This is a genomic window from Photobacterium japonica (genome assembly GCF_050337005.1).
Taxonomy (GTDB): Bacteria; Pseudomonadota; Gammaproteobacteria; order Enterobacterales; family Vibrionaceae; genus Photobacterium; species Photobacterium japonica.
This window is the reverse complement of the sequence record NZ_JAKJSN010000009.1, coordinates 126,354-146,824: the sequence shown is the minus strand read 5'-3', so window position 1 is coordinate 146,824 and position 20,471 is coordinate 126,354. Positions and strand designations below refer to the sequence as shown.

Here is a 20,471-nt window from a genome sequence, read left to right as displayed (position 1 = left end):
CGGCCAGTCGGCCACCTTATTGGAATGGATTAGTAGCCGCCTTCCGCCGCTGCTTCGCCTTCACCCAGGGTGTGAAGTAGGCTTGCTAGCAGGCTTGATGCGCCAAAACGGTAGTGCATGTTGTCTGCCCACGTGTCGCCCAAGATGCGGTCAGCCATCGCTAGGTATTGCTGAGCATCTTCTGCCGTACGTACGCCACCGGCTGGTTTAAAACCAACGGTTTCTGCCACGCCCATGTCTTTGATCACGTTTAGCATGATCTCAGCGTATTCTGGGGTCGCGTTCACAGGCACTTTACCGGTAGACGTTTTAATGAAGTTTGCGCCCGCGTTGATTGAAATTTCAGAGGCTTTTTTGATCAGCGCTTCGGTTTTCAATTCGCCGGTTTCGATGATCACTTTCAGCAATACATCGCCACATGCCGCTTTACACTGCTTAACCAGTTCAAAGCCCACTTCTTCGTTGCCCGCCATTAGCGCACGGTATGGGAATACCACGTCCACTTCATCTGCACCGTAAGCCACAGCCGCTTTGGTTTCAGCAACAGCGATCTCGATGTCGTCGTTACCGTGCGGGAAGTTAGTCACGGTGGCAATGCGCACGTTTGGTGTACCTTGCTCACGCAGTTGCTTTTTCGCCACAGGAATAAAACGCGGGTAAATACAAATAGCAGCCGTGTTACCTACCGCTGTTTTTGCATCTTTACACAGTGCGATCACTTTTGCGTCAGTGTCGTCTTCATTCAGTGTTGTTAGATCCATTAGTTGAAGCGCACGCAGTGCAGCCGCTTTTAAATCGCTCATGACTTTCTCCAGTCCAATTCTATGTAAACAAGCTAATAAACACTGTTCCTCTACGCCTGACAGTGACAGTCAATGTCACGGCCAAACGGCCCGCGATGTGAACAGTGATACCCGATGCAGCGCACCGCTGTCATTCAGGTATAACGGACTTGATTCCCTGAAGTCTTCTCCCCCTATCGCGAGATCAGGGAGCGAATTGCTATCCGTTTCACCGCGCCGATAACCGCATGATGGGGTTACTCGGCCGTGATGCTCACTTGCACTCACTGGTCATAACATAATGACAAAGCAAGGCAAATACAGCGTAAATCTTATTTCGATGGTACCGGTCAATCATACCAAGGCAGCCTAGGCCTCACCATGAAAGTTGCGTTTCCTAGTGTGGACAATGTGTTTCCATAACGAAAAACTGGCCACCGGAGTAAACAACGCTGCCGTCACTAGGTAAAAAACCGTTCGACGATCCACTGGTACGCAATCCCGCCAACGTAGACCCCGACAATACCCATCACCCCCGATAATACCGGCGGGGCGGGAATAGGCAGTTTAAGCGCTGAAAACAAGATCCCTACGATAAAGCCAGCCGCTAATGCCAACAGTACTTCGCTCATGATTTCTCTCTCTGTCTGCTTTTGCACACAGAAAGTGTAGTCGCCTAAACCACGAATGTAATGCTAGCAAAGGGGGACGGCTGAAACCGGAGCGCAATCGATTTTATGACATATCTTGGTCGCAAGATCGCGGATGTTTACCGTATGTGTTGATCAGGGAGAAGCAGGGAAAGAGAGACGAGAACCTGGAACCTAGATAAAGCAAAAGCAGGGACGAGGGACTAGGAACGAGAAATGCGGGAATCCGTGGCGAGTAGCGGGTTTCGAGTGTCGAGAAAAAACAAGAACTAGAAACTCGAAGACACGACACTCGAATCTCGCTTCCCGTTTCTCTAAACAAACAAAAACGCCGCTGTGGAAGCCACAGCGGCGTTTTTCAATGCGATTCAGACATTCGAGTCTTACATCGATAGGGTCACGAACAGACCTGCGATTGTCGCTGACATCAGGTTAGACAATGTACCTGCTGCTACTGCCTTCATACCGAAGCGTGCGATGTCGTGACGACGGCTTGGTGCTAGACCACCCAGACCACCCAGTAGGATAGCGACTGATGATAGGTTAGCGAAGCCACACAATGCGAACGAGATGATAGCTTGTGTCTTATCAGACATTGCCGCACCTGTTTCAGCAACCAGCATACCGCCATCCGCTGCATCTTTCAGGTAAGGGGCAAAGTTCAAGTAAGCCACGAATTCGTTCACAACCAGTTTCTGACCGATGAATGAACCTGCAACTGTTGCTTCTGACCAAGGCACACCGATCAGGAATGCAAGTGGTGAGAACACGTAACCCAGAATCAATTCTAGTGTTAGGTGAGGCATACCGAACCAACCGCCGATGCCGCCCAACATACCGTTAACCAGTGCAATCAAACCGATGAATGCCAGTAGCATCGCACCAACGTTCAACGCAAGTTGCATACCTGAAGAAGCACCCGCTGCGGCTGCGTCAATCACGTTTGCTGGCTTATCGTCGCCAGACGTTGCGTCGTCTGCCAACTGAGTCACAGGGGTTTCAGTTTCCGGCTTGATGATCTTAGCAAAGAGAAGACCACCCGGTGCTGCCATGAATGACGCGGCAATCAAGTACTCTAGCGGTACGCCCATTGACGCATAACCCGCCAATACACCACCGGCTACAGAGGCTAGACCACCACACATAACGGCAAACAGCTCAGACTGTGTCATCTTCGGTACGAACGGACGAATCACCAATGGTGCTTCCGTTTGACCGACGAAAATGTTCGCTGTTGCAGACATAGATTCTGCGTGAGACGTGCCCAGAACTTTACGTAAACCACCACCAAGAATGTTGATGACAACCTGCATGACGCCCAAGTAGTACAGCACGCTGATCAATGCAGAGAAGAAAACGATGACAGGTAGTACACGTAAGGCAAAGACGAAACCGCCACCGCCGAACAGTTCAAACATTTTGTCTGACGTTAAACCGCCGAACAAGAAGTTGATACCGTCGTTACCATAGTTGATAACGTTAGCAACACCTTGAGACATGCCGTATAGCACGTCACGACCGACTGGTACATAAAGAACAAATGCACCAATAATAAATTGGATGGCAAATGCACCACCAACAGTACGAAGATTAATAGCTTTACGGTTATCAGATAGAAGTACAGCAATCAGTAGCAGTACTACCATCCCAACCAGGCTCATAAACACGCTCATAGTTTATGGCATCCCTCAAGTTAAGTTTGGCGTCTCGACAATTCGGCTCATTAAGAGTCCGGCGCATTATACTCATGCTACGCCGGATAAAATAATGCCGACTTCACAATTTGCAAGGAAATGAAGTGAAAGCAAAACCGCAAACGTGAGACCGATCACAAAAAGCAGGATACGATTGCGCAATCGTTTAACGCAATCGTTTTTTATGTGAGCTTGGTTCACATCGGAATACCAAAAAGTTCAGCGGTGGTTAAGGTAACTACATGCTCAACATCTCGTTCGCTTTCCCCTCGAATCGCTGCAAGTTCATGCAACACATGCACCAATCGGTCTGGTCGGTTCGGTTGCCCTTGATAGCCAGCAATAGGCATATCCGGCGCGTCCGTTTCCAGTAACAACGCCGTCAATGGCAAGGCCGCTATCGTCTGACGTGTCTTATTGGCGCGCGGATAGGTTATCGTACCCCCCACCCCAATATTGATACCTAGATCAAGAAGCTGTTTCGCTTGTGGATAGCTCCCACTAAAAGCGTGATAGACCCCACCGGCAACCGGTGTATGTTGCCGCAACAAACGCACCAATTCGGGAAACGCGTTGCGACAATGCAAGATCACAGGCAGGCGATACTGATTCGCCAATTGGAGCTGTGCGTCCAATAACGCCATCTGTTGATCTTTATTGGCATCAGCAATGGCAAAGTCTAGCCCACATTCCCCGACTGCAACGCATTTGCTGCGCAATTGTGCTCGCAAAAGTGCGTCAGCAGCCAGTGCATCCGCCAGCGCGGTAACATCGTCTGGCGTATGCTCGGCACTGAAGAAGGGGTGCAACCCTAAGGCAAAGTAGACCCCGTCATACTGCGCCGATAAGGCTTGTACCGCGGCCCAATTGCGCACCCCCACGGCAGGGATCACCAACTTTTCGACCCCGACGCGCCGCGCGTCCGCCAAATACTGCGCCGGATCGTCACAAAACGGTGCAAAGTCGAAATGGCAATGGCTATCGATCAGCATCATTACCCCTTGTCGCACGCAAAGCACGCTGGGCCGGATGACGTGGATCGTCCTCGTCATAGCGCACCGGCGCACAACTGCGCCGGTGCTCTGGGGCTAATCCCATGTCTCGACACCAACGGTCATACGCCGCTAGGGCGCGTCGTAATACAGCTATCATGGGGGGCTCTTCTCTATTCCTCGTTCTTTCCTGTTGTGACCACGATCACGATGTCCTCGCTGGCACATCTTGGGTCGACTTGGCCACCATAACAATCATACTTCGGCCACTGGCCAGCACACGATCATACGGATAAATTGGCGCCTTGCCGACCGGATAAATATCGTGTGGCGCCGCTTTGGCGGTATTGATCAACATGTGCCACTCACTACCTTCACGGCTCGGCAACGTAAAGTTCAGTGGATCCCAGTACGCATTGCACACCACGTACAGCTCGTCTTGGGTGATAGGATGGTACACGGTCAACGCCAACGAGTGTGAGTGTTCCGACCAATCTGGCTGATCCGGCTGTACTCCGTGCCAACGAATGCTTACATCTTCCAATACCGCATTGAGCGACATGTGCATGTTCCAGTCGATGGTGGGTTCCGCGGTGCGGATCTCACTGAGTAAGGTCACAAACCGCAGCAAATCGGCATGCTTGTCCACCAGCGTCCAGTCCATCCAGCTAATAGGATTATCCTGACAATAGGCGTTATTGTTGCCCTGCTGAGTACGACGCACTTCGTCCCCCATACTCATCATCGGGGTGCCCAATGACAAAAAGAGGGTCGCCATCATGTTCTTACACTGGCGATGACGCAGGGCTTCAATATCATGGTTGTCGGTCGGCCCTTCCACCCCGTAGTTGCTGGAAATATTGTGGTTATCCCCATCGCGGTTGGCCTCTCCATTGGCCAAGTTATGCTTCTGACCGTAGCTGACCAGATCATTCAGGGTGAATCCATCATGGGCACAAATAAAGTTCACGGAGCGGTGCGGGGTGTGGTGGTGGCGACAATAAATATCAGGTGAGCCTAGCAAACGTGAGGCAAAAAGGCTGACACTCCCGCTGTCGCCACGCCAAAACGCTCGCACATCATCACGGTATTTGCCGTTCCACTCGTTCCAGCGATCACCAATAAACGAGCCCACTTGATACAAGCCCGCGGCATCCCACGCTTCGGCAATGATTTTGGTATTACACAAGATGGGATCCGAGTCGATGGACCACAGTAACGGCGGCTCTTGCATCGGATGGCCTTGGCTATCACGGGATAAGACGGAGGCTAAGTCAAATCGGAAGCCATCCACATGCATTTCCGTGACCCAAAAATGCAGCGCATCAATGATCATTCGACGTAACACACTGTGGTTCGCGTTGCAGGTATTGCCACACCCACTGTAGTTGCTGTAGTGGCCATTTTCATGATCAATCAGGTAATACGCGCCGTTCTGCAAGCCTTTAAAACAGAACGTGGGGCCGTGTTCATCGCCTTCCGCAGTATGGTTGAATACCACATCTAAGATCACTTCTATGTCCGCTTTGTGCAGCTCTCGCACCAAGGTTTTGAACTCATCAATGGCACAGAGGGGATCGTTTTCCACGCTGTAGCCCGCATGTACGGCAAAGAAGTTAATCGGGCTATAGCCCCAATAGTTTTGTTTGCCGTCAGGGGCATCATCCACATCAAACTGCTGCACTGGCATCAGTTCAACCGCGGTCACACCTAAGGCTTTCAGGTACGGAATTTTCTCAATTACACCAGCATAAGTGCCGCGTAAGGTGGGGTCAACACCCGATGACGGATCACGGGTAAAGCCGCCCACGTGCATTTCATAGATGATGGTGTCGGTCAGGGAATGGCGTGGGGCCCGTACCCCTTGCCAGTCAAACCCGCGGTGATCTACCACGATGCTTTTCATGCAGGCATCGATATTACACTCTGGGGCGATCGCCCGTTCACGGGAGTACACCGTTCCCAAGCTGATCGCCTGACTGTACGGGTCAATCAGCACTTTCTCCGGGTTAAAGCGCAGCCCTTTGCCGGGGATCCAAGGGCCATCCACCTGCAAGGCATAATGCTGGCCGTGACCGATGTTCCCCACAAACATAAACCAGTAATGCCCCCGCTTATGCAGGGAAGGGTTCAATTCAAACGAATGCTGCGGGCGAGTGGCATCGGCATGGGTGAACAAATGCAATGTCACCCGTGTGGCGTCCTTGGAATAGACGCTAAAATTCACCCCATCTGCAAGGACAGAGGCGCCAAGTGGGTGGGCTTCGCCTTGTAAAGTGTATACCGATTTTTCGGCGGCCAGCATGCGGCTTAGCGCCGCTGATGCGTCTTGGGTCGGATGGTCTTTCATCGGTCTGCACTCCTTGGCTTGACGATAACTCTCACTACCCAGAATAGTAGACCCTATCCTTGGGTCGGTTGCCTGTGATAGCGCGGCGTTTCACAAAAGCATAAAAAAAGCCGTCACAACTGTGACGGCTTTCGTTTTCTTTCCTACCAGCAACGGGGATGATTCCGTCTACTCGTAACAATTAGTGTTCGCGTGTCGCGCGGAAATCCACTTCTGGGAAACGCTCTTTCGCCAGGTTCAGGTTCACCATGGTTGGCGCGATGTAGCTCAGGTTGTCGCCGCCATCAAGGGCAAGGTTCGACTGGTTCTTACGTTTGAAGTCTTCAAACTTCTTCACGTCGTCACATTCCACCCAACGGGCGGTGGCCACGTTCACACCTTCGTAGATCGCTTCTACGTTGTACTCCGATTTCAGACGGGCCACGACCACGTCAAACTGAAGCACACCCACCGCACCCACGATCAGATCGTTATTCTGCAATGGACGGAAAACCTGTACCGCGCCTTCTTCAGACAGCTGTACCAGACCTTTCAGCAACTGCTTTTGCTTCAGCGGATCTTTCAGACGAATGCGACGGAACAGTTCCGGTGCGAAGTTCGGGATACCCGCAAACTTCAGGCTTTCGCCTTGCGTGAACGTATCACCAATCTGAATGGTACCGTGGTTGTGCAGACCAATGATATCACCCGCATATGCGGTTTCAGCGCGTGAACGGTCGCCCGCCATGAACGTAACGGCATCTGAAATGCTGACCAATTTACCGGTACGCACGTGGTTCATCTTCATGCCTTGGGTATATGTACCCGATACGATACGCATAAAGGCGATACGGTCACGGTGTTTTGGATCCATGTTTGCCTGGATCTTAAACACGAAGCCAGAGAATTTCTCTTCTGTTGCTTCAACATCACGCTCTACGGCTTGACGCGTTTTCGGCGCTGGCGCCCACTCGGTCAGGCCCTCTAGCATGTGGTCAACACCAAAGTTACCCAATGCGGTACCGAAGTAAACCGGTGTCAGCTCACCCGTCAGGAACGCATCAAGATCAAACTCTGGGCACGCACCCATCACCAGTTCAAGCTCTTCACGCACGCTTTCTGCTAGGCTTGCACCGACTTTCTCGTCAAGTTCTGGGTTGTCCAGCCCTTTAATGATACGCACTTCTTGAATTTCATGGCCGTGACCTGATTCATACAGAATCGTCTCATCACGGTGGATGTGGTAAACACCTTTAAACTCTTTACCACAGCCAATTGGCCAAGTAATAGGCGCACACATCATACCCAATTCGTTTTCTACTTCGTCCAAGACTTCCATTGGATCACGTACTTCACGGTCCAATTTGTTCATGAACGTCACGATCGGCGTATCACGCAGACGGGTCACTTCCATCAGCTTACGGGTACGATCTTCGACACCCTTCGCCGCATCGATCACCATCAAACAGGAGTCAACCGCCGTTAGCGTACGGTAGGTATCTTCCGAGAAGTCTTCGTGTCCCGGGGTATCCAGTAGGTTCACCAGACGACCATTGAAAGGGAACTGCATAACAGACGTGGTCACCGAGATACCACGTTCTTTTTCCATCTCCATCCAGTCAGACTTAGCATGCTGGTTAGAGCCACGGCCTTTAACGGTACCGGCTTTCTGGATCGCGTTTCCGAATAACAGCACTTTTTCAGTGATGGTTGTTTTACCCGCATCGGGGTGAGAAATGATCGCAAACGTACGGCGTTTGTTCACTTCAGGTAGAAAAGACATAAGCGTTGATAATCCTGTGAGAGATTTCAATAATCGAACTGCGTCCCGTGCAAGACACGCTGACGGGTTGGCAAGCTCCTAATGCCAAGATCCACGAGGATCCGGCGTCTCTGCGCTGGCAGACATAGATAAATCAATAAATGGATGAATCAATAATCAACAATTACATGACGTCCTCTAGCTGGCACAGCATCGTTATAAGGTGATAGGAGCGTTGAATATGGCGGAATTATACGCAAACTCCGCCCAAAGCGACAGAGGCAAGAGACCCCTGTTTGCGCGGGTGTTTACCCTCGCAACGGCTACATCATCATATACGTCATGATTAACGCATCTTCGCGGCCATTGTCTGCGGGGTAGTAACCCACTCGTCGGTTGATTTCATTGAAACCTAACGATTCATACAGCTGATAAGCGCGGGTGTTGCTTTCTCGCACTTCCAGCCAAATTTCTTCGGCATTGCGCGCTTCAAGCAGCGCCATAAAGCCTTCCATTAAGGCTTTACCCAAGCCTTTGCCTTGCCAAGTCGGATCCATGGCAATGTTCAGCACGGTCGCTTCACCAGCCACCAGCTGACCGAAGCAATAACCGACCAGCGTGCCGTCCACTTCTAACCCACAGTTCAGGGCGATCTTGTTGGGCGCTTTGCGGATCATGGATTCCGCCCACGGGTACGCGTGAGCGGCTTGTTCAATGCGCCACACATCATCTAAGTGATGCGGCGCCAGTAATACGATGTTATGTGTCATAAGAACAAATCTGTTGCCAAAGGGCTTTTTTACTCGTTGGATGGGTATGCATCTGCGCTAACGCGGTAGAGGTCAGCAATTGGCATCCGGTCGGATGCACGGCTTCACAACCGGCGATCCAGCACCAGGTTAAATGGTGTTCGCGGATCTGCTCGACGGCGACAGAAGGCAGACACAGTGCCTGTTCAGGCGTGAGTTTCATGCTGCTCAGAATACGGCCAAACAACCAGCGATCGTGCTCATCCAATTCGTCATCACAGACAAAGAGCAGCTGGCAGGAGGGCGGCAAATCGATTGCCGGCAGATCGCGTCCCGGATAAAAATCCGGTTTACGGACTTGCCAGTAGGTCAATCCCATCTCTTGCATGAGCTGTAAATCGCGCTGTTTCATCCACTCACCTACATGCTGTTCATTCTGGCGGGTGATACTACCAGATCCCCGCCGGAACACAGTAAAGACACGCAAAAAAAATACCACCGACAGGTGGTATTTTCGCTCGCAAGACGGTCACGCCTTAGACATCGGCAAATTCAGGGCAATATTCGATCATGCCTTGTTTGCCCGCGATCGTGTCTGGCAACAATTCCAGCACCATGAAGAGTGCTTCCGGTACTGGGAACGAGCACGTTAACCCTTGCAATGACGCTTGGCTGAAACCCACTTTCGGGTAGTACTGATCGCTGCCCAATACCACAATCACCGGGTAGCTCAGCTCGGCCAACATTTGCTTCGCTTCTTCCATCAGTGCCAGGCCCACGCCCTGGCGCTGATAGTCTGCGCGTACGGCCAGCGGGGCCAAACCCTGCCAGCTTTCGTCTTCACCGTCACGGGTCACCGGGCTGAAGAACGCGTGACCAACCAGCTCGCCGTCATCGTTGCATGCCACCAATGACAAGGTACGGTTGCCATTTTCACGCAAACGCATCACCAAGTTGGCTTCGGCTTCGGTCTCAAACACGTCTTTAAGTAGACGATCAATCGGCAAAATATCGGCTGGCGCTTCCGTTCTAATGAGCATTCATCACCTCTTTACGTTCCGCCGACGATTGCATGCCTTTTTGAATGAAATCGGCGGACTGATTTAGCAAAAATTTCACCGGTGCTGGCAGTGAATCCAAATCGATGCTGTCCATCAGATTCTTCACTTCCAACCCCAATTCAGTATCGCCTTCAATGCGCAAACGGCGCTGGAAGAACAGCGTGTCCGGGTCTTCTTTGCGCGCCGCAATCAACACCAAGTCATTGCACTCGCCGCTGAAACTCACGTCTTCTTGTTCAACATGCTCTGACACCACCAGTTGCTCGTTTTGGTAACTGATGTACCAGCGCAGATCCAGATCCCTCACTTCGACTTTTAACCAACGATCATCCAAAAACTCGAAATCACCGTCTTCCAAGGCTTCTTTGAAAACCATGGCCAAGCCTTCCAGCATGACTTTTTTCTGAACGGCAAACGGCGTCAGTTTGGCAGGTACACGTAAAAACGCTGGGCCATGTTGAACCAGCTGTTGTCTTAGTTGAGCAATCACTATTAATCTTTTCCTGTATAAGGTCGCATGGGACGCTTGATTGTATGGCAAGAAAGGGCCGCCATTTTATGCCTTGAGTCAAAAAAACCGGTATTCATGCCGCAAAGTTTGGGATTACCGCCAAGAGGCAAGGTATAGTAATAAAAAACACACCTGTCGCCTTGTTCTTTTGCGGGCAGCTACATACGGATATCCCTTTCATACCATGCCGACAGAGCAACTCCATTACTGGTTTCCCCTACTGACTGATAACAGCCCTTTTCTTTTTGCGGTGCTCGATCAGCAGCATAATTATCTGGCGGTGAATAATCGCTATTGTGAAATCAGCGGACTAGAGCGCACAGAGCTGCTCGGACTCAATGATAATGACACGTTAGGCCCAACATTTTATCGGGCCATGTCACCGTATTACCAACGGGCCTTTGCCGGTGAGACCGTCGAAGGCGAAGTGGTGCTCGATGACAGCCGTCATGACACCAGTATGCATTTCAGTTTGTCTCCCCTGCGCACTGCCGACGGACAAGTCCAGCACATTGTGTTGCATTGTGCCGACACCTCGGAACGCCAAGTGTTGGTCAACACCATCCAAGAGCTAGAAAAACAGCTGCAAGTGCTCAATCAGATGATGCATGAAGGATGCTGCATTGTCGAAGAGAACACCATTATTTCTGCCAATGCCAATGCGGCGATGCTGCTGGGCTTTGAGTCGGTGGCCGATCTGCAAGGCACGGAGTTAGGCAAGCTACTGGTCGACAGCAACAACAAGCCGCTACAAAAGGCCCAGTTGCAATCGCTGGGTAAAGGCGAAAGTCGCAACTGCCAAACCAGCCCGCTCTGCCCGAGCCAACGTGCATTACGCCTGTCGGCTTCGCCGATCCCCCTACTGGGTTCGCCTGCTCGCCTGTTGCTTTTGCAAGACAACAACCAACAGCTCAGTAAACAAGAAAAGCTCGACCAATTGGTCCAAACCGATCCCTTAACGGGCATGTTGAACCGTCACGGTTTCAGCCGCAAGCTGGAGCAGACCATCAAACAAGACATCCCGTTTTTCATGCTTTACCTCGACATTGATAACTTTAAAAATATCAATGACTCTCTTGGTCATCACATTGGCGATCAGGTGTTGCAAGAAATTGGTAAGCGACTGCTGCGTGCCTTGCCCAAAGAGGCCATTATCGGCCATTTGAGTGGCGATGAATTTGCCATCTTGCTGTCCCACCCCGAGCATCACAAGGTGGGCGATTTAACCGCAGAGCAAGTCATTGCTCTGATCAATCAGCCGTTTAATCTTCACCATTTCAGCAAGCACTTAGCGTGCTCGATTGGCATGGTCAATTTCCCCGGTGATGGCAACGATGCCCGTATTTTGCTGCAAAATGCCGATACGGCCATGTACGAAGCGAAAAATCGCGGCCGTAACCGTGCCGTGGCCTTCAGCGAAGAAATGAACAAAGAAGCGCGCATGCAGCTATGGCTGGAAATCGAGTTGCAAAAAGCGCTGCAAAATAATGGGCTGGAAGTCTGGTATCAACCCAAAGTCAACGCCCGCGATTTTGCCATTGATGGCGCAGAAGCCCTCGTACGTTGGAACCATCCGGTCGAAGGCTACATCAGCCCCGCGCAATTTATTCCGGTCGCGGAACGTTCAGGCCTGATCGAACAACTGGGCCAAGTGGTGATGCGTGAAGTGTTTACTACCGTGAAGCAATGGAAATCCCAAAGCTTGCTGACCGGCCGTGTGGCGATCAACCTGTCACCGCAGCAATTTGGTAACCCGAACCTGATCAAGTTTGTGGATCGCCTGCACAAGTCCATCGGGGTTAACCCGAACGACATCACCTTTGAGCTGACCGAAAGTGCGGTCATGAGCGATGGTGAGCACACGATCCAGATGCTGAATGCGATCAAAAAACTCGGCTTTGCGCTGTCAATTGATGACTTTGGTACCGGGTATTCATCGCTGTCTTACCTCGCCCGCTTCCCGCTGGATGAGCTCAAGATCGACCGCGCCTTTATTCAGGATATCGACAGTGTGCCCAAGCAGCTCACATTGATTGAAAACATCATTAATTTAGGTAAAGCCCTGAACATGAGCGTGGTCGCTGAAGGCGTCGAAACCCGCGAGCAAGCCACTTTGCTGTCAAACTTGCACTGCAACTCTATCCAAGGTTTCCACTTCTACAAGCCGCTACCTAAAGACGAACTTGAAGCCATTTTGCATAAGCATACTCACCATTAGTCGTGATCCGTTAGCGACTAAAAATGCAAAATAAGTTGTCCTAAATCAACAAAACCTGCCTGACATCAAAACATGGGGGCCGCGTGCCCCCTACTATTTGCGCTATGACTTTATTTCCAGACTGGTAGATGACATCAACATGGAGCTACTTTGCCCCGCCGGGAACCTTCCGGCGTTGAAAACGGCCATTGATAATGGCGCAGATGCGGTATACATCGGCTTTAAAGACGATACCAATGCACGCCATTTTGCCGGCTTAAATTTTACAGGACGTAAACTAGAAAAAGCCGTGCAGTATGTACGAGACCACGACCGTAAACTGCATGTTGCCCTGAATACTTTTGCCCACCCAGACGGTTTTGACCGCTGGCGTACCGCGGTCGACACAGCCGCCTCGATGGGCGTGGATGCCTTGATCGTGGCGGACATCGCGGTACTGGAGTATGCCGCCACGAAGTATCCGGATCTGGAACTGCATCTGTCTGTACAAGCCTCGGCGACCAACACGGCCGCTATCGACTTTTACAAACAGAACTTCAATATAAAGCGTGTGGTACTGCCACGCGTGCTGTCGATCCACCAAGTAAAACAATTGGCACGTAACACCGATATGGAACTGGAAGTGTTTGCCTTTGGTAGCTTGTGCATCATGTCGGAAGGTCGCTGCTACCTGTCATCGTACATGACAGGCGAATCGCCAAACACCGTGGGCGCGTGCTCACCGGCAAAATACGTTCGCTGGCAGGAAACCCCACAAGGGTTGGAATCCCGCTTGAATGAAGTGCTGATTGACCGTTACGCCGCAGGCGAAAACGCAGGCTATCCTACCCTGTGTAAAGGCCGCTTTGACGTGAACTTGGACGGCGTTGATCGCCGTTATCACGCATTAGAAGAGCCTACCAGCCTGAATACGCTGGAGATTTTACCTGAACTATTTAAAGCCAACATTGCGTCAGTGAAAATTGAAGGCCGCCAGCGTAGCCCGGCTTACGTTGAGCAGGTCACTAAAACCTGGCGCGCGGCGATTGACCGTTACAAAGCGAACCCTGAAGGCTACAGCGTAGAACCTGCATGGAACAGTTGCTTAGGTAACGTCTCTGAAGGTAAACAAACAACGCTCGGTGCTTACCACCGCAAATGGCAATAAGGAGCCAACATGAAATACGCCCTTGGCCCCCTACTGTACTTTTGGCCGAAAACCGACGTGGAAGCATTCTATCAGCAAGCCATGCAGGCCAACACTGACATCATCTATCTGGGTGAAACGGTGTGCTCTAAGCGCCGTGAAATGAAACCTGCGCACTGGTTCGAGATCGCCAAAGACATTTCGGCCTCCGGTAAGCAAGTCGTGCTGTCAACCATGGCGCTGCTGGAAGCCCCAAGCGAAGTCAATGTCATGAAAAAGTACATTGATAACGGCGACTTCATTATTGAAGCCAACGACGTGTCCGCGATCCAACTGGCGCATGAAAACCACGTGCCGTTTGTGGTCGGCCCGGCTGTGAACTGCTACAACGCTCAAACCCTGAACCTGTTCTTGAAAAAGGGCATGATCCGCTGGTGTATGCCGGTCGAGTTGTCTCGCCAATGGCTACAAAACGTGGTCAGTGAGTGTGAGCAGATGGGCATTCGCAGCCAGTTTGAAACCGAAGTGTTCAGCTATGGCTACCTGCCACTGGCTTACTCTGCTCGCTGCTTTACCGCGCGTGCGGAAGACAAAGCGAAAGATGATTGTGAAACCTGCTGTATCAAGTACCCAAATGGGATCACGGTAAACAGTCAGGAAGAGCAGAAAGTCTTTACCTTAAACGGCATTCAGACCCAATCCGGCTACTGCTACAACCTGATCAACGATCAGCTTGGCATGGAAGGCTTGGTGGATGTGATCCGCTTGAGCCCGCTGGGTATTGATACTCTGTCGCTGGTCGATGACTTCCGTGCCAACCAGCACGGTCACACCCGTCATGCGCTGAAAGGTGGTCATCACTGTAATGGTTACTGGCACAACGTGGCTGGTTTGAACATCGAGTCATAAGCCATACTGACAAAGACACCACACACAAAAAAGCCGCGATTCGTCGCGGCTTTTCTTTATCGTTTGTTTACTGGATTATCGGTATTGAACCGTCTGTATTAAACTATTCGATCGGACAGTCGCAATGCACCAATATTACCGCGCAGCGTCACTTTCGCTGTCCACATCCAGTACCGCATCAAATTGCTGCTGTTCATTGATCGCTGCCTGCAAACGGCTCAGCTCCAACAATGAAAAACGATGCTCAACAAACTCATACACATTGCCCGCCAACGCCAACTTATACAACATCAGTGCCGTGCCGTAGTCTTTGTTGTGGAAGTAGAGTTTGGCCATGTAGAAATAGGCTTCCGTCAGACGCTCCGCCAATAGCGCATTGCCTTCGCTTTCCAGCGCGATCTGATTTAAAAATTCGGTTTCAGAGATGTCGTTGAGGTACCAACGTACGATCTGCCAGCCCCAATCCTGCTTGTCACTGTTGTCATAGCGCAGACGCAGCTTCTCTTGTGCTTTCACGGGATCTTGTTCCAGCTCCACCAAGTACAGCCAAATCACCCGGTAAGGATCATTGATGTTCTGCTGGTAATGGGCATTTAAGTCGTCAAAGGCCAAGTCGTAACGGCCGCCGTAATACAGGGCGATACCACGGTTACGCTGCGCAAACGGGTGATGGGCATTCAGCTCAAGGCTGGAGTCAAAGGCTTCATACGCAGCATCAAAATGGGCGCTCTGGGTAAAATACACCCCGAGAATATTGAAAACATCCGCTTGATTCGGCTTATAAGAGAGCGACTGATTAAAGTCGAGGCGAGCAAGATCACGCAAACCAATGCTGTCATGCAATAAGCCACGCTCGTAATACATTTGTGCCAGCGTATCGTCATTCAAATCGTTGCGGCGCAACAATTGATCAATACGGGCAAGTTGAATTTGTTCTTGAATGGTTGGCTGGAATGGCACCGCCATCGGTGGCTGGGCCCACTGTGGCTGGGATGAAGCGCACCCCGTCAGTAATATGACCAATGCGGCACAGGCCAGTGTTATCCGATTTGCAATCAATGCCGTTCTCCCTCGGTGAGACGCCTCTATGTCTAGCATATACGATCGTAGCGCAAGCATGGCGGCGATAACGGTAATAATAAAAAAGGGGCTTAATAGCCCCTTTATATCATGCTTTTAGCAAAAAGCCTTATGCTTCTGGCTTGTCTGCTGCTGCAGCTGCTGGGTTTTGATCTTCAGCGGCTTCTTTCATGCTTAGACGGATACGGCCCTGACGGTCGATTTCAAGTACTTTAACTTGAACTTCCTGACCCATTTCAAGGTGATCAGCCACTTTCTCGATACGCTCTTGCGAGATTTGAGAAATGTGTACTAGACCTTCTTTCGCACCGATAACAGAAACGAATGCACCGAAATCAACAATACGCATTACCTTACCGGTGTAAACACGGCCAACTTCAACGTCAGCGGTGATTTCTTCGATACGGCGGATAGCTTCTTGTGCTGCAGTCCCTTCGGTCGCTGCAATCTTCACTGTACCGTCGTCTTCGATTTCGATCGTTGTGCCAGTTTCTTCAGTTAGTGCACGAATTACCGCACCACCTTTACCGATAACGTCTTTGATCTTCTCAGGGTTGATCTTCATCGTGTGAATACGAGGAGCAAACTGAGAGATATCGTCGCGAGGTGCGTTGATAGCTTGATCCATTACGCTAAGGATGTGCGTACGCGCGCCTTTAGCTTGGTTCAGAGCGATCTGCATGATCTCTTTCGTGATACCTTCGATCTTGATATCCATCTGAAGTGCAGTAATACCGTCATCAGTACCCGCTACTTTGAAGTCCATGTCACCTAGGTGATCTTCGTCACCCAAGATGTCAGAAAGAACAACGAAATCATCGCCTTCTTTCACAAGACCCATTGCGATACCCGCAACAGATTTCTTGATTGGCACACCTGCATCCATAAGAGCAAGAGACGTACCACATACAGACGCCATTGAAGATGAACCGTTAGATTCAGTGATTTCCGATACAACACGGATGGTGTATGGGAATTCATCAACGCTTGGCATTACCGCTGCAATACCACGCTTAGCCAGTTTACCGTGGCCGATTTCACGACGCTTAGGTGAACCTACAAAGCCTGTTTCACCTACACAGTATGGAGGGAAGTTGTAGTGTAGAAGGAAGTGATCTTTACGCTCACCCGTTAGTTCGTCGATGATCTGTGCATCACGTTGAGTACCTAGGGTCGCTGTTACCAACGCCTGAGTTTCACCACGCGTGAACAAAGAAGAACCGTGTGTACGTGGAAGTACACCAGTACGTACGTCTAGCGCACGAACCATGTCTTTTTCACGGCCATCAATACGTGGGTTGCCAGCGATGATGCGGCTACGAACAACGTTCTTCTCTAGTTTGCCTAGCATGCCACGGATTTCACGCTCTTCTAGCGCTTCGTCTTCTGCAAGTAGTGCTTCTACTACGTCATTCTTGATCGCGCCAACTTGCTCGTAACGCGCCATTTTTTCAGTGATCTGGTAAGCGTCAGCTAGACGAGCTTCTGCTTTTTCAGCAACGCGTGCTTTCAGTTCAGCGTTAACAACCGGTGCAGTCCAATCCCATGACGGGGTAGCGACTTCTGCTGCGAATTCGTTGATTGCATTGATAACAACCTGCTGCTGATCGTGGCCGTAAACAACCGCTTGTAGCATTTGCTCTTCAGATAGACGGTCAGCTTCTGACTCAACCATCAATACAGCACCAGCTGTACCTGCAACAACAAGGTCTAGCTTGCTGCTGTCTAGTTCAGTTTTGCTTGGGTTCAGTACGAACTGGTCGTTCATGAAGCCAACACGTGCAGCACCGATAGGACCGTTGAACGGAAGACCAGAGATAGCAAGTGCTGCTGAAGTAGCGATCATCGTGATGATGTCTGGCTGTACATCTGGGTTTACAGAAACCACAGTTGCAATAACCTGCACTTCGTTTTTGAATGCTGATGGGAATAGCGGACGGATTGGACGGTCAATCAGACGAGCAGTCAGTGTTTCGCCTTCTGAAGGACGACCTTCACGCTTGAAGAAACCACCAGGGATTTTACCCGCTGCGTAAGTACGCTCTTGGTAGTTCACTGTTAGAGGGAAGAAATCTTGACCTTCTACTGCTTCTTTTTTACCAACAACAGATACGAATACAGACGTATCGTCCATGCTAGCCATAACTGCAGCTGTCGCTTGACGAGCCATTACACCAGTTTCAAGGGTAACCGTGTGGTTACCGTACTGGAAAGTCTTTACGATAGGATTCACGTGAATTTCCTTAATTTATTCCGCTTTCTATTTGCGCCGTTAAGTATATCTGAGACAAAGAAAAGCGTCATGTGATGAAAGGCTATTTACCGCAATTTCACGCATCGCGACTAATGAAAATTCTCGGGGAAGAAAGAACTGTCATTAGTCGCGACCTCTAGGTCGACGAAAACGACTCGTGGAATGTGATAAAGAGCAGATAAAAAGAAAGGAGCCATCCGGCTCCTTTCTAAAAGCAATCTTAGCGACGTAGGCCTAGACGCTTGATTAGGTCTTGGTAACGATCTAGGTTCTTACCTTTTAGGTAGTCTAGAAGCTTACGGCGACGAGAAACCATACGTAGTAGACCGCGACGGCTGTGGTGGTCGTGTTTGTGGTTAGCAAAGTGACCTTGAAGGTGGTTGATCTGTGCTGTTAGCAAAGCAACCTGAACTTCAGGAGAACCAGTGTCGTTTTCGCACTGCGCGTAATCAGCAACGATTGCTGCTTTAGTTTCTGCATTCAGAGACATAACTCATTCCTAATACAAAGATGTTTCAAATTTGTGCCGCCAATCTCTGATTCAGCCGGCACCCGAACCGCGGATTATACGTGGAGGCAGGTTGGACTACAAGTGAATAATCACACAACAAGGAGCAAGATTTGAGTCGGCGCGAAGTGCGAAAAAATGGGCCTAATAAAAGCGGGAACGCGTATCGAGTGGGGGCGGGACGAGGAAGAGCAAAAAGCAGAGGCGAGTTTAGAGTGTCGCGTAAAGGCGAGGCTATGATTCTAGGTTCTAGGTTCTAGGTTCTAGGTTCTACAAACCCTTTTTCACACGCATAAAAAAAAGCAAGCGCATTCACGCTTGCTTTTCCATAGGACCTCAGGGCCAAGAACCGCTCTTTTCCGCTCCTTCTCGCCCCTCGATACTCGCTAACTTATTCCGCTTGCTCGTTCGCCATCACGCGCTTTGGTGCCAATCGACCTTCACGGTCAATCACACCCACGCCGATGAACTCACGTTCATCACCAACGGTGATACGTACCTGCGTGCCTTCTGCCGGAACAGTGCCTGCATTCACAGGATTACCATGCAAAATGAACACCGCAGAGGCCGGTACAATGTTTACCTCAGGTAAATCTTGTACCGCCGTATCGGTCGGTAGCAACAAAGGATCCAACAGATCGCCTGGGGCAATGTCTTGCGCTTTGGCTTGCTCCAGCAACGCTTCCAATTGCTCCAGCGTAACCATGCGCTCCAGCGGGAAGTTAGACACACCAGTGCGACGCAAGTACGACACGTGTGCGCCACAACCCAGCATTTCCCCAAGGTCATCCACAATGGTACGGATGTACGTGCCTTTTGACACGTGCAGTTCCATTTCCACTTCGTTGTCGCTAAAGCGCAGAAGATCGACCGAGAAAACCGTGATTTTGCGTGATTCACGCGGTACTTCAATCCCCTCACGGGCATATTCGTACAACTTACGGCCTTGGTACTTCAGTGCGGAATACATGGACGGGATCTGATCCGTGGTACCACGGAACTTATCAATGCAGCCTTCCAGTTGCTCACGGCCCACATTCACGTCACGTGTTTGCACCACTTCACCGTCAGAGTCAGACGTATCTGTGCGTTCACCCAATTTGGCGATCACAATATAACGCTTGTCCGAATCCAATAGGAACTGTGAAAACTTGGTCGCTTCACCAAAACAAATTGGCAGCATACCCGTAGCCAGCGGATCGAGTGCGCCGGTGTGCCCTGCTTTTTGCGCAAAGAAGATGCGCTTTACTTTTTGCAGGACATCATTTGAGCTGAACCCTGTCGGTTTATCCAACAGGATCACGCCATCAATTGGACGGCCCTTACGACGACGTGCCATGGATTACTCCTCGTCTTCCGACTGAGGTTCATCGCCACGGCGCTCTTCATCACTACGCACCGCATTAGACACAAGGTTCGAAATACGCATACCTTCTGTTAATGACTGGTCGAAAATGAAGTTGATTTCAGGCGTCACACGCAAGCGGATTTCTTTACCCAATAGTGAGCGGATATACGGTGCCATTTCACGCAGCGCTTCCAAGCTCCCTTCAGGTGTTTGCTCACCCACAGTAAAGAAAGTCACATACACTTTTGCGTAGTTCATATCACGAGATACATCTACACTCGAAATGGTTGTCATCGCGATGCGAGAATCTTTGATTTCACGCTGCAGGATCACCGCTAGCTCTTTTTGAAGCTGTTGGGCAACACGCTGTGTACGGCTAAATTCTTTTGCCATTTTTCTATCTCTCTTTAAAGAGAACTCTCTAATGAAGAATGCTCTGTTGAAAGAATGGGGAGCCGAAGCTCCCCATAGGATTAATTGTTATAAAGCAGCGTCTGA

At 50.5% G+C, this 20,471-nt stretch carries 19 protein-coding genes; 3 read left to right on the top strand and 16 right to left on the bottom strand.

Going from position 1 to position 20,471, the window contains the following annotated elements:
• Positions 1 to 29: 29 nt before the first annotated feature.
• The 11 genes from deoC to ubiT form a co-directional block, all read right to left on the bottom strand.
• Complete coding sequence (gene deoC / locus L4C36_RS02915) at positions 30 to 803, bottom strand: deoxyribose-phosphate aldolase (RefSeq protein ID WP_428476280.1); 774 nt, start codon at positions 801 to 803, stop codon at positions 30 to 32.
• A gap of 440 nt (positions 804 to 1,243) precedes the next feature.
• Entirely contained in the window at positions 1,244 to 1,414 is a 171-nt protein-coding gene (locus tag L4C36_RS02910) for a XapX domain-containing protein (protein WP_428476279.1), read from the bottom strand.
• A gap of 401 nt (positions 1,415 to 1,815) precedes the next feature.
• Positions 1,816 to 3,105, bottom strand: a complete 1,290-nt coding sequence (locus L4C36_RS02905) for a NupC/NupG family nucleoside CNT transporter (RefSeq protein WP_428476278.1) — start codon at positions 3,103 to 3,105, stop codon at positions 1,816 to 1,818.
• Between the two features lie 218 nt (positions 3,106 to 3,323).
• Positions 3,324 to 4,121 carry a TatD family hydrolase gene (locus tag L4C36_RS02900; protein WP_428476277.1) on the bottom strand — a complete coding sequence of 266 codons (798 nt, stop codon included), beginning with the start codon at positions 4,119 to 4,121 and terminating at the stop codon, positions 3,324 to 3,326.
• Entirely contained in the window at positions 4,105 to 4,278 is a 174-nt protein-coding gene (locus tag L4C36_RS02895; RefSeq protein ID WP_428476276.1) for a DUF5363 family protein, read from the bottom strand. Before L4C36_RS02895 ends, L4C36_RS02900 begins: the two co-directional genes overlap by 17 nt.
• A 45-nt stretch (positions 4,279 to 4,323) precedes the next feature.
• Positions 4,324 to 6,468 (bottom strand): glycogen debranching protein GlgX, encoded by a 2,145-nt coding sequence (gene glgX, locus L4C36_RS02890; protein WP_428476275.1) that lies wholly within the window; start codon positions 6,466 to 6,468, stop codon positions 4,324 to 4,326.
• Between the two features lie 181 nt (positions 6,469 to 6,649).
• Positions 6,650 to 8,230, bottom strand: a complete 1,581-nt coding sequence (gene prfC / locus L4C36_RS02885) for a peptide chain release factor 3 (protein WP_428476274.1) — start codon at positions 8,228 to 8,230, stop codon at positions 6,650 to 6,652.
• Positions 8,231 to 8,532: 302 nt separating this feature from the next.
• Positions 8,533 to 8,979, bottom strand: coding sequence for a ribosomal protein S18-alanine N-acetyltransferase (gene rimI / locus L4C36_RS02880; RefSeq protein ID WP_428476273.1), 447 nt, complete (start codon positions 8,977 to 8,979; stop codon positions 8,533 to 8,535).
• Positions 8,969 to 9,370 (bottom strand): DNA polymerase III subunit psi, encoded by a 402-nt coding sequence (locus L4C36_RS02875; protein ID WP_428476272.1) that lies wholly within the window; start codon positions 9,368 to 9,370, stop codon positions 8,969 to 8,971. Before L4C36_RS02875 ends, rimI begins: the two co-directional genes overlap by 11 nt.
• A gap of 124 nt (positions 9,371 to 9,494) precedes the next feature.
• Positions 9,495 to 9,998 carry a GNAT family N-acetyltransferase gene (locus L4C36_RS02870; protein WP_428476271.1) on the bottom strand — a complete coding sequence of 168 codons (504 nt, stop codon included), beginning with the start codon at positions 9,996 to 9,998 and terminating at the stop codon, positions 9,495 to 9,497.
• The gene (ubiT, locus tag L4C36_RS02865) at positions 9,988 to 10,509 is read right to left on the bottom strand and encodes a ubiquinone anaerobic biosynthesis accessory factor UbiT (RefSeq protein WP_428476270.1); all 522 of its coding nucleotides are present in this window, start codon (positions 10,507 to 10,509) and stop codon (positions 9,988 to 9,990) included. The genes L4C36_RS02870 and ubiT overlap by 11 nt, the downstream gene beginning before the upstream one ends.
• 205 nt (positions 10,510 to 10,714) lie before the next feature.
• On the opposite strand from ubiT, the gene L4C36_RS02860 reads away from it, so the two are divergent.
• The 3 genes from L4C36_RS02860 (at position 10,715) to L4C36_RS02850 (ending at position 14,783) form a co-directional block, all read left to right on the top strand.
• Entirely contained in the window at positions 10,715 to 12,748 is a 2,034-nt protein-coding gene (locus L4C36_RS02860; RefSeq protein WP_428476269.1) for a putative bifunctional diguanylate cyclase/phosphodiesterase, read from the top strand.
• 139 nt (positions 12,749 to 12,887) lie between these two features.
• Positions 12,888 to 13,895 carry a ubiquinone anaerobic biosynthesis protein UbiU gene (gene ubiU, locus L4C36_RS02855; protein WP_428476268.1) on the top strand — a complete coding sequence of 336 codons (1,008 nt, stop codon included), beginning with the start codon at positions 12,888 to 12,890 and terminating at the stop codon, positions 13,893 to 13,895.
• A gap of 9 nt (positions 13,896 to 13,904) precedes the next feature.
• Positions 13,905 to 14,783 carry a U32 family peptidase gene (locus L4C36_RS02850; protein WP_428476267.1) on the top strand — a complete coding sequence of 293 codons (879 nt, stop codon included), beginning with the start codon at positions 13,905 to 13,907 and terminating at the stop codon, positions 14,781 to 14,783.
• Positions 14,784 to 14,918: 135 nt separating this feature from the next.
• Here the strand turns inward: L4C36_RS02850 and nlpI are convergent, their stop codons facing one another.
• From nlpI to rbfA, 5 genes are all read right to left on the bottom strand, one after another.
• Positions 14,919 to 15,881 (bottom strand): lipoprotein NlpI, encoded by a 963-nt coding sequence (nlpI, locus tag L4C36_RS02845; protein WP_428476266.1) that lies wholly within the window; start codon positions 15,879 to 15,881, stop codon positions 14,919 to 14,921.
• A 91-nt stretch (positions 15,882 to 15,972) separates the two neighbouring features.
• The gene (gene pnp / locus L4C36_RS02840; RefSeq protein WP_428476265.1) at positions 15,973 to 18,096 is read right to left on the bottom strand and encodes a polyribonucleotide nucleotidyltransferase; all 2,124 of its coding nucleotides are present in this window, start codon (positions 18,094 to 18,096) and stop codon (positions 15,973 to 15,975) included.
• A gap of 241 nt (positions 18,097 to 18,337) precedes the next feature.
• Positions 18,338 to 18,607, bottom strand: a complete 270-nt coding sequence (gene rpsO / locus L4C36_RS02835) for a 30S ribosomal protein S15 (protein WP_006646210.1) — start codon at positions 18,605 to 18,607, stop codon at positions 18,338 to 18,340.
• A gap of 409 nt (positions 18,608 to 19,016) precedes the next feature.
• Complete coding sequence (gene truB / locus L4C36_RS02830; RefSeq protein ID WP_428476264.1) at positions 19,017 to 19,964, bottom strand: tRNA pseudouridine(55) synthase TruB; 948 nt, start codon at positions 19,962 to 19,964, stop codon at positions 19,017 to 19,019.
• Positions 19,965 to 19,967: 3 nt separating this feature from the next.
• Positions 19,968 to 20,366: a 30S ribosome-binding factor RbfA gene (gene rbfA, locus L4C36_RS02825; RefSeq protein WP_428476263.1), complete on the bottom strand. Its 399-nt coding sequence runs from the start codon at positions 20,364 to 20,366 to the stop codon at positions 19,968 to 19,970.
• Between the last annotated feature and the right edge of the window lie 105 nt (positions 20,367 to 20,471).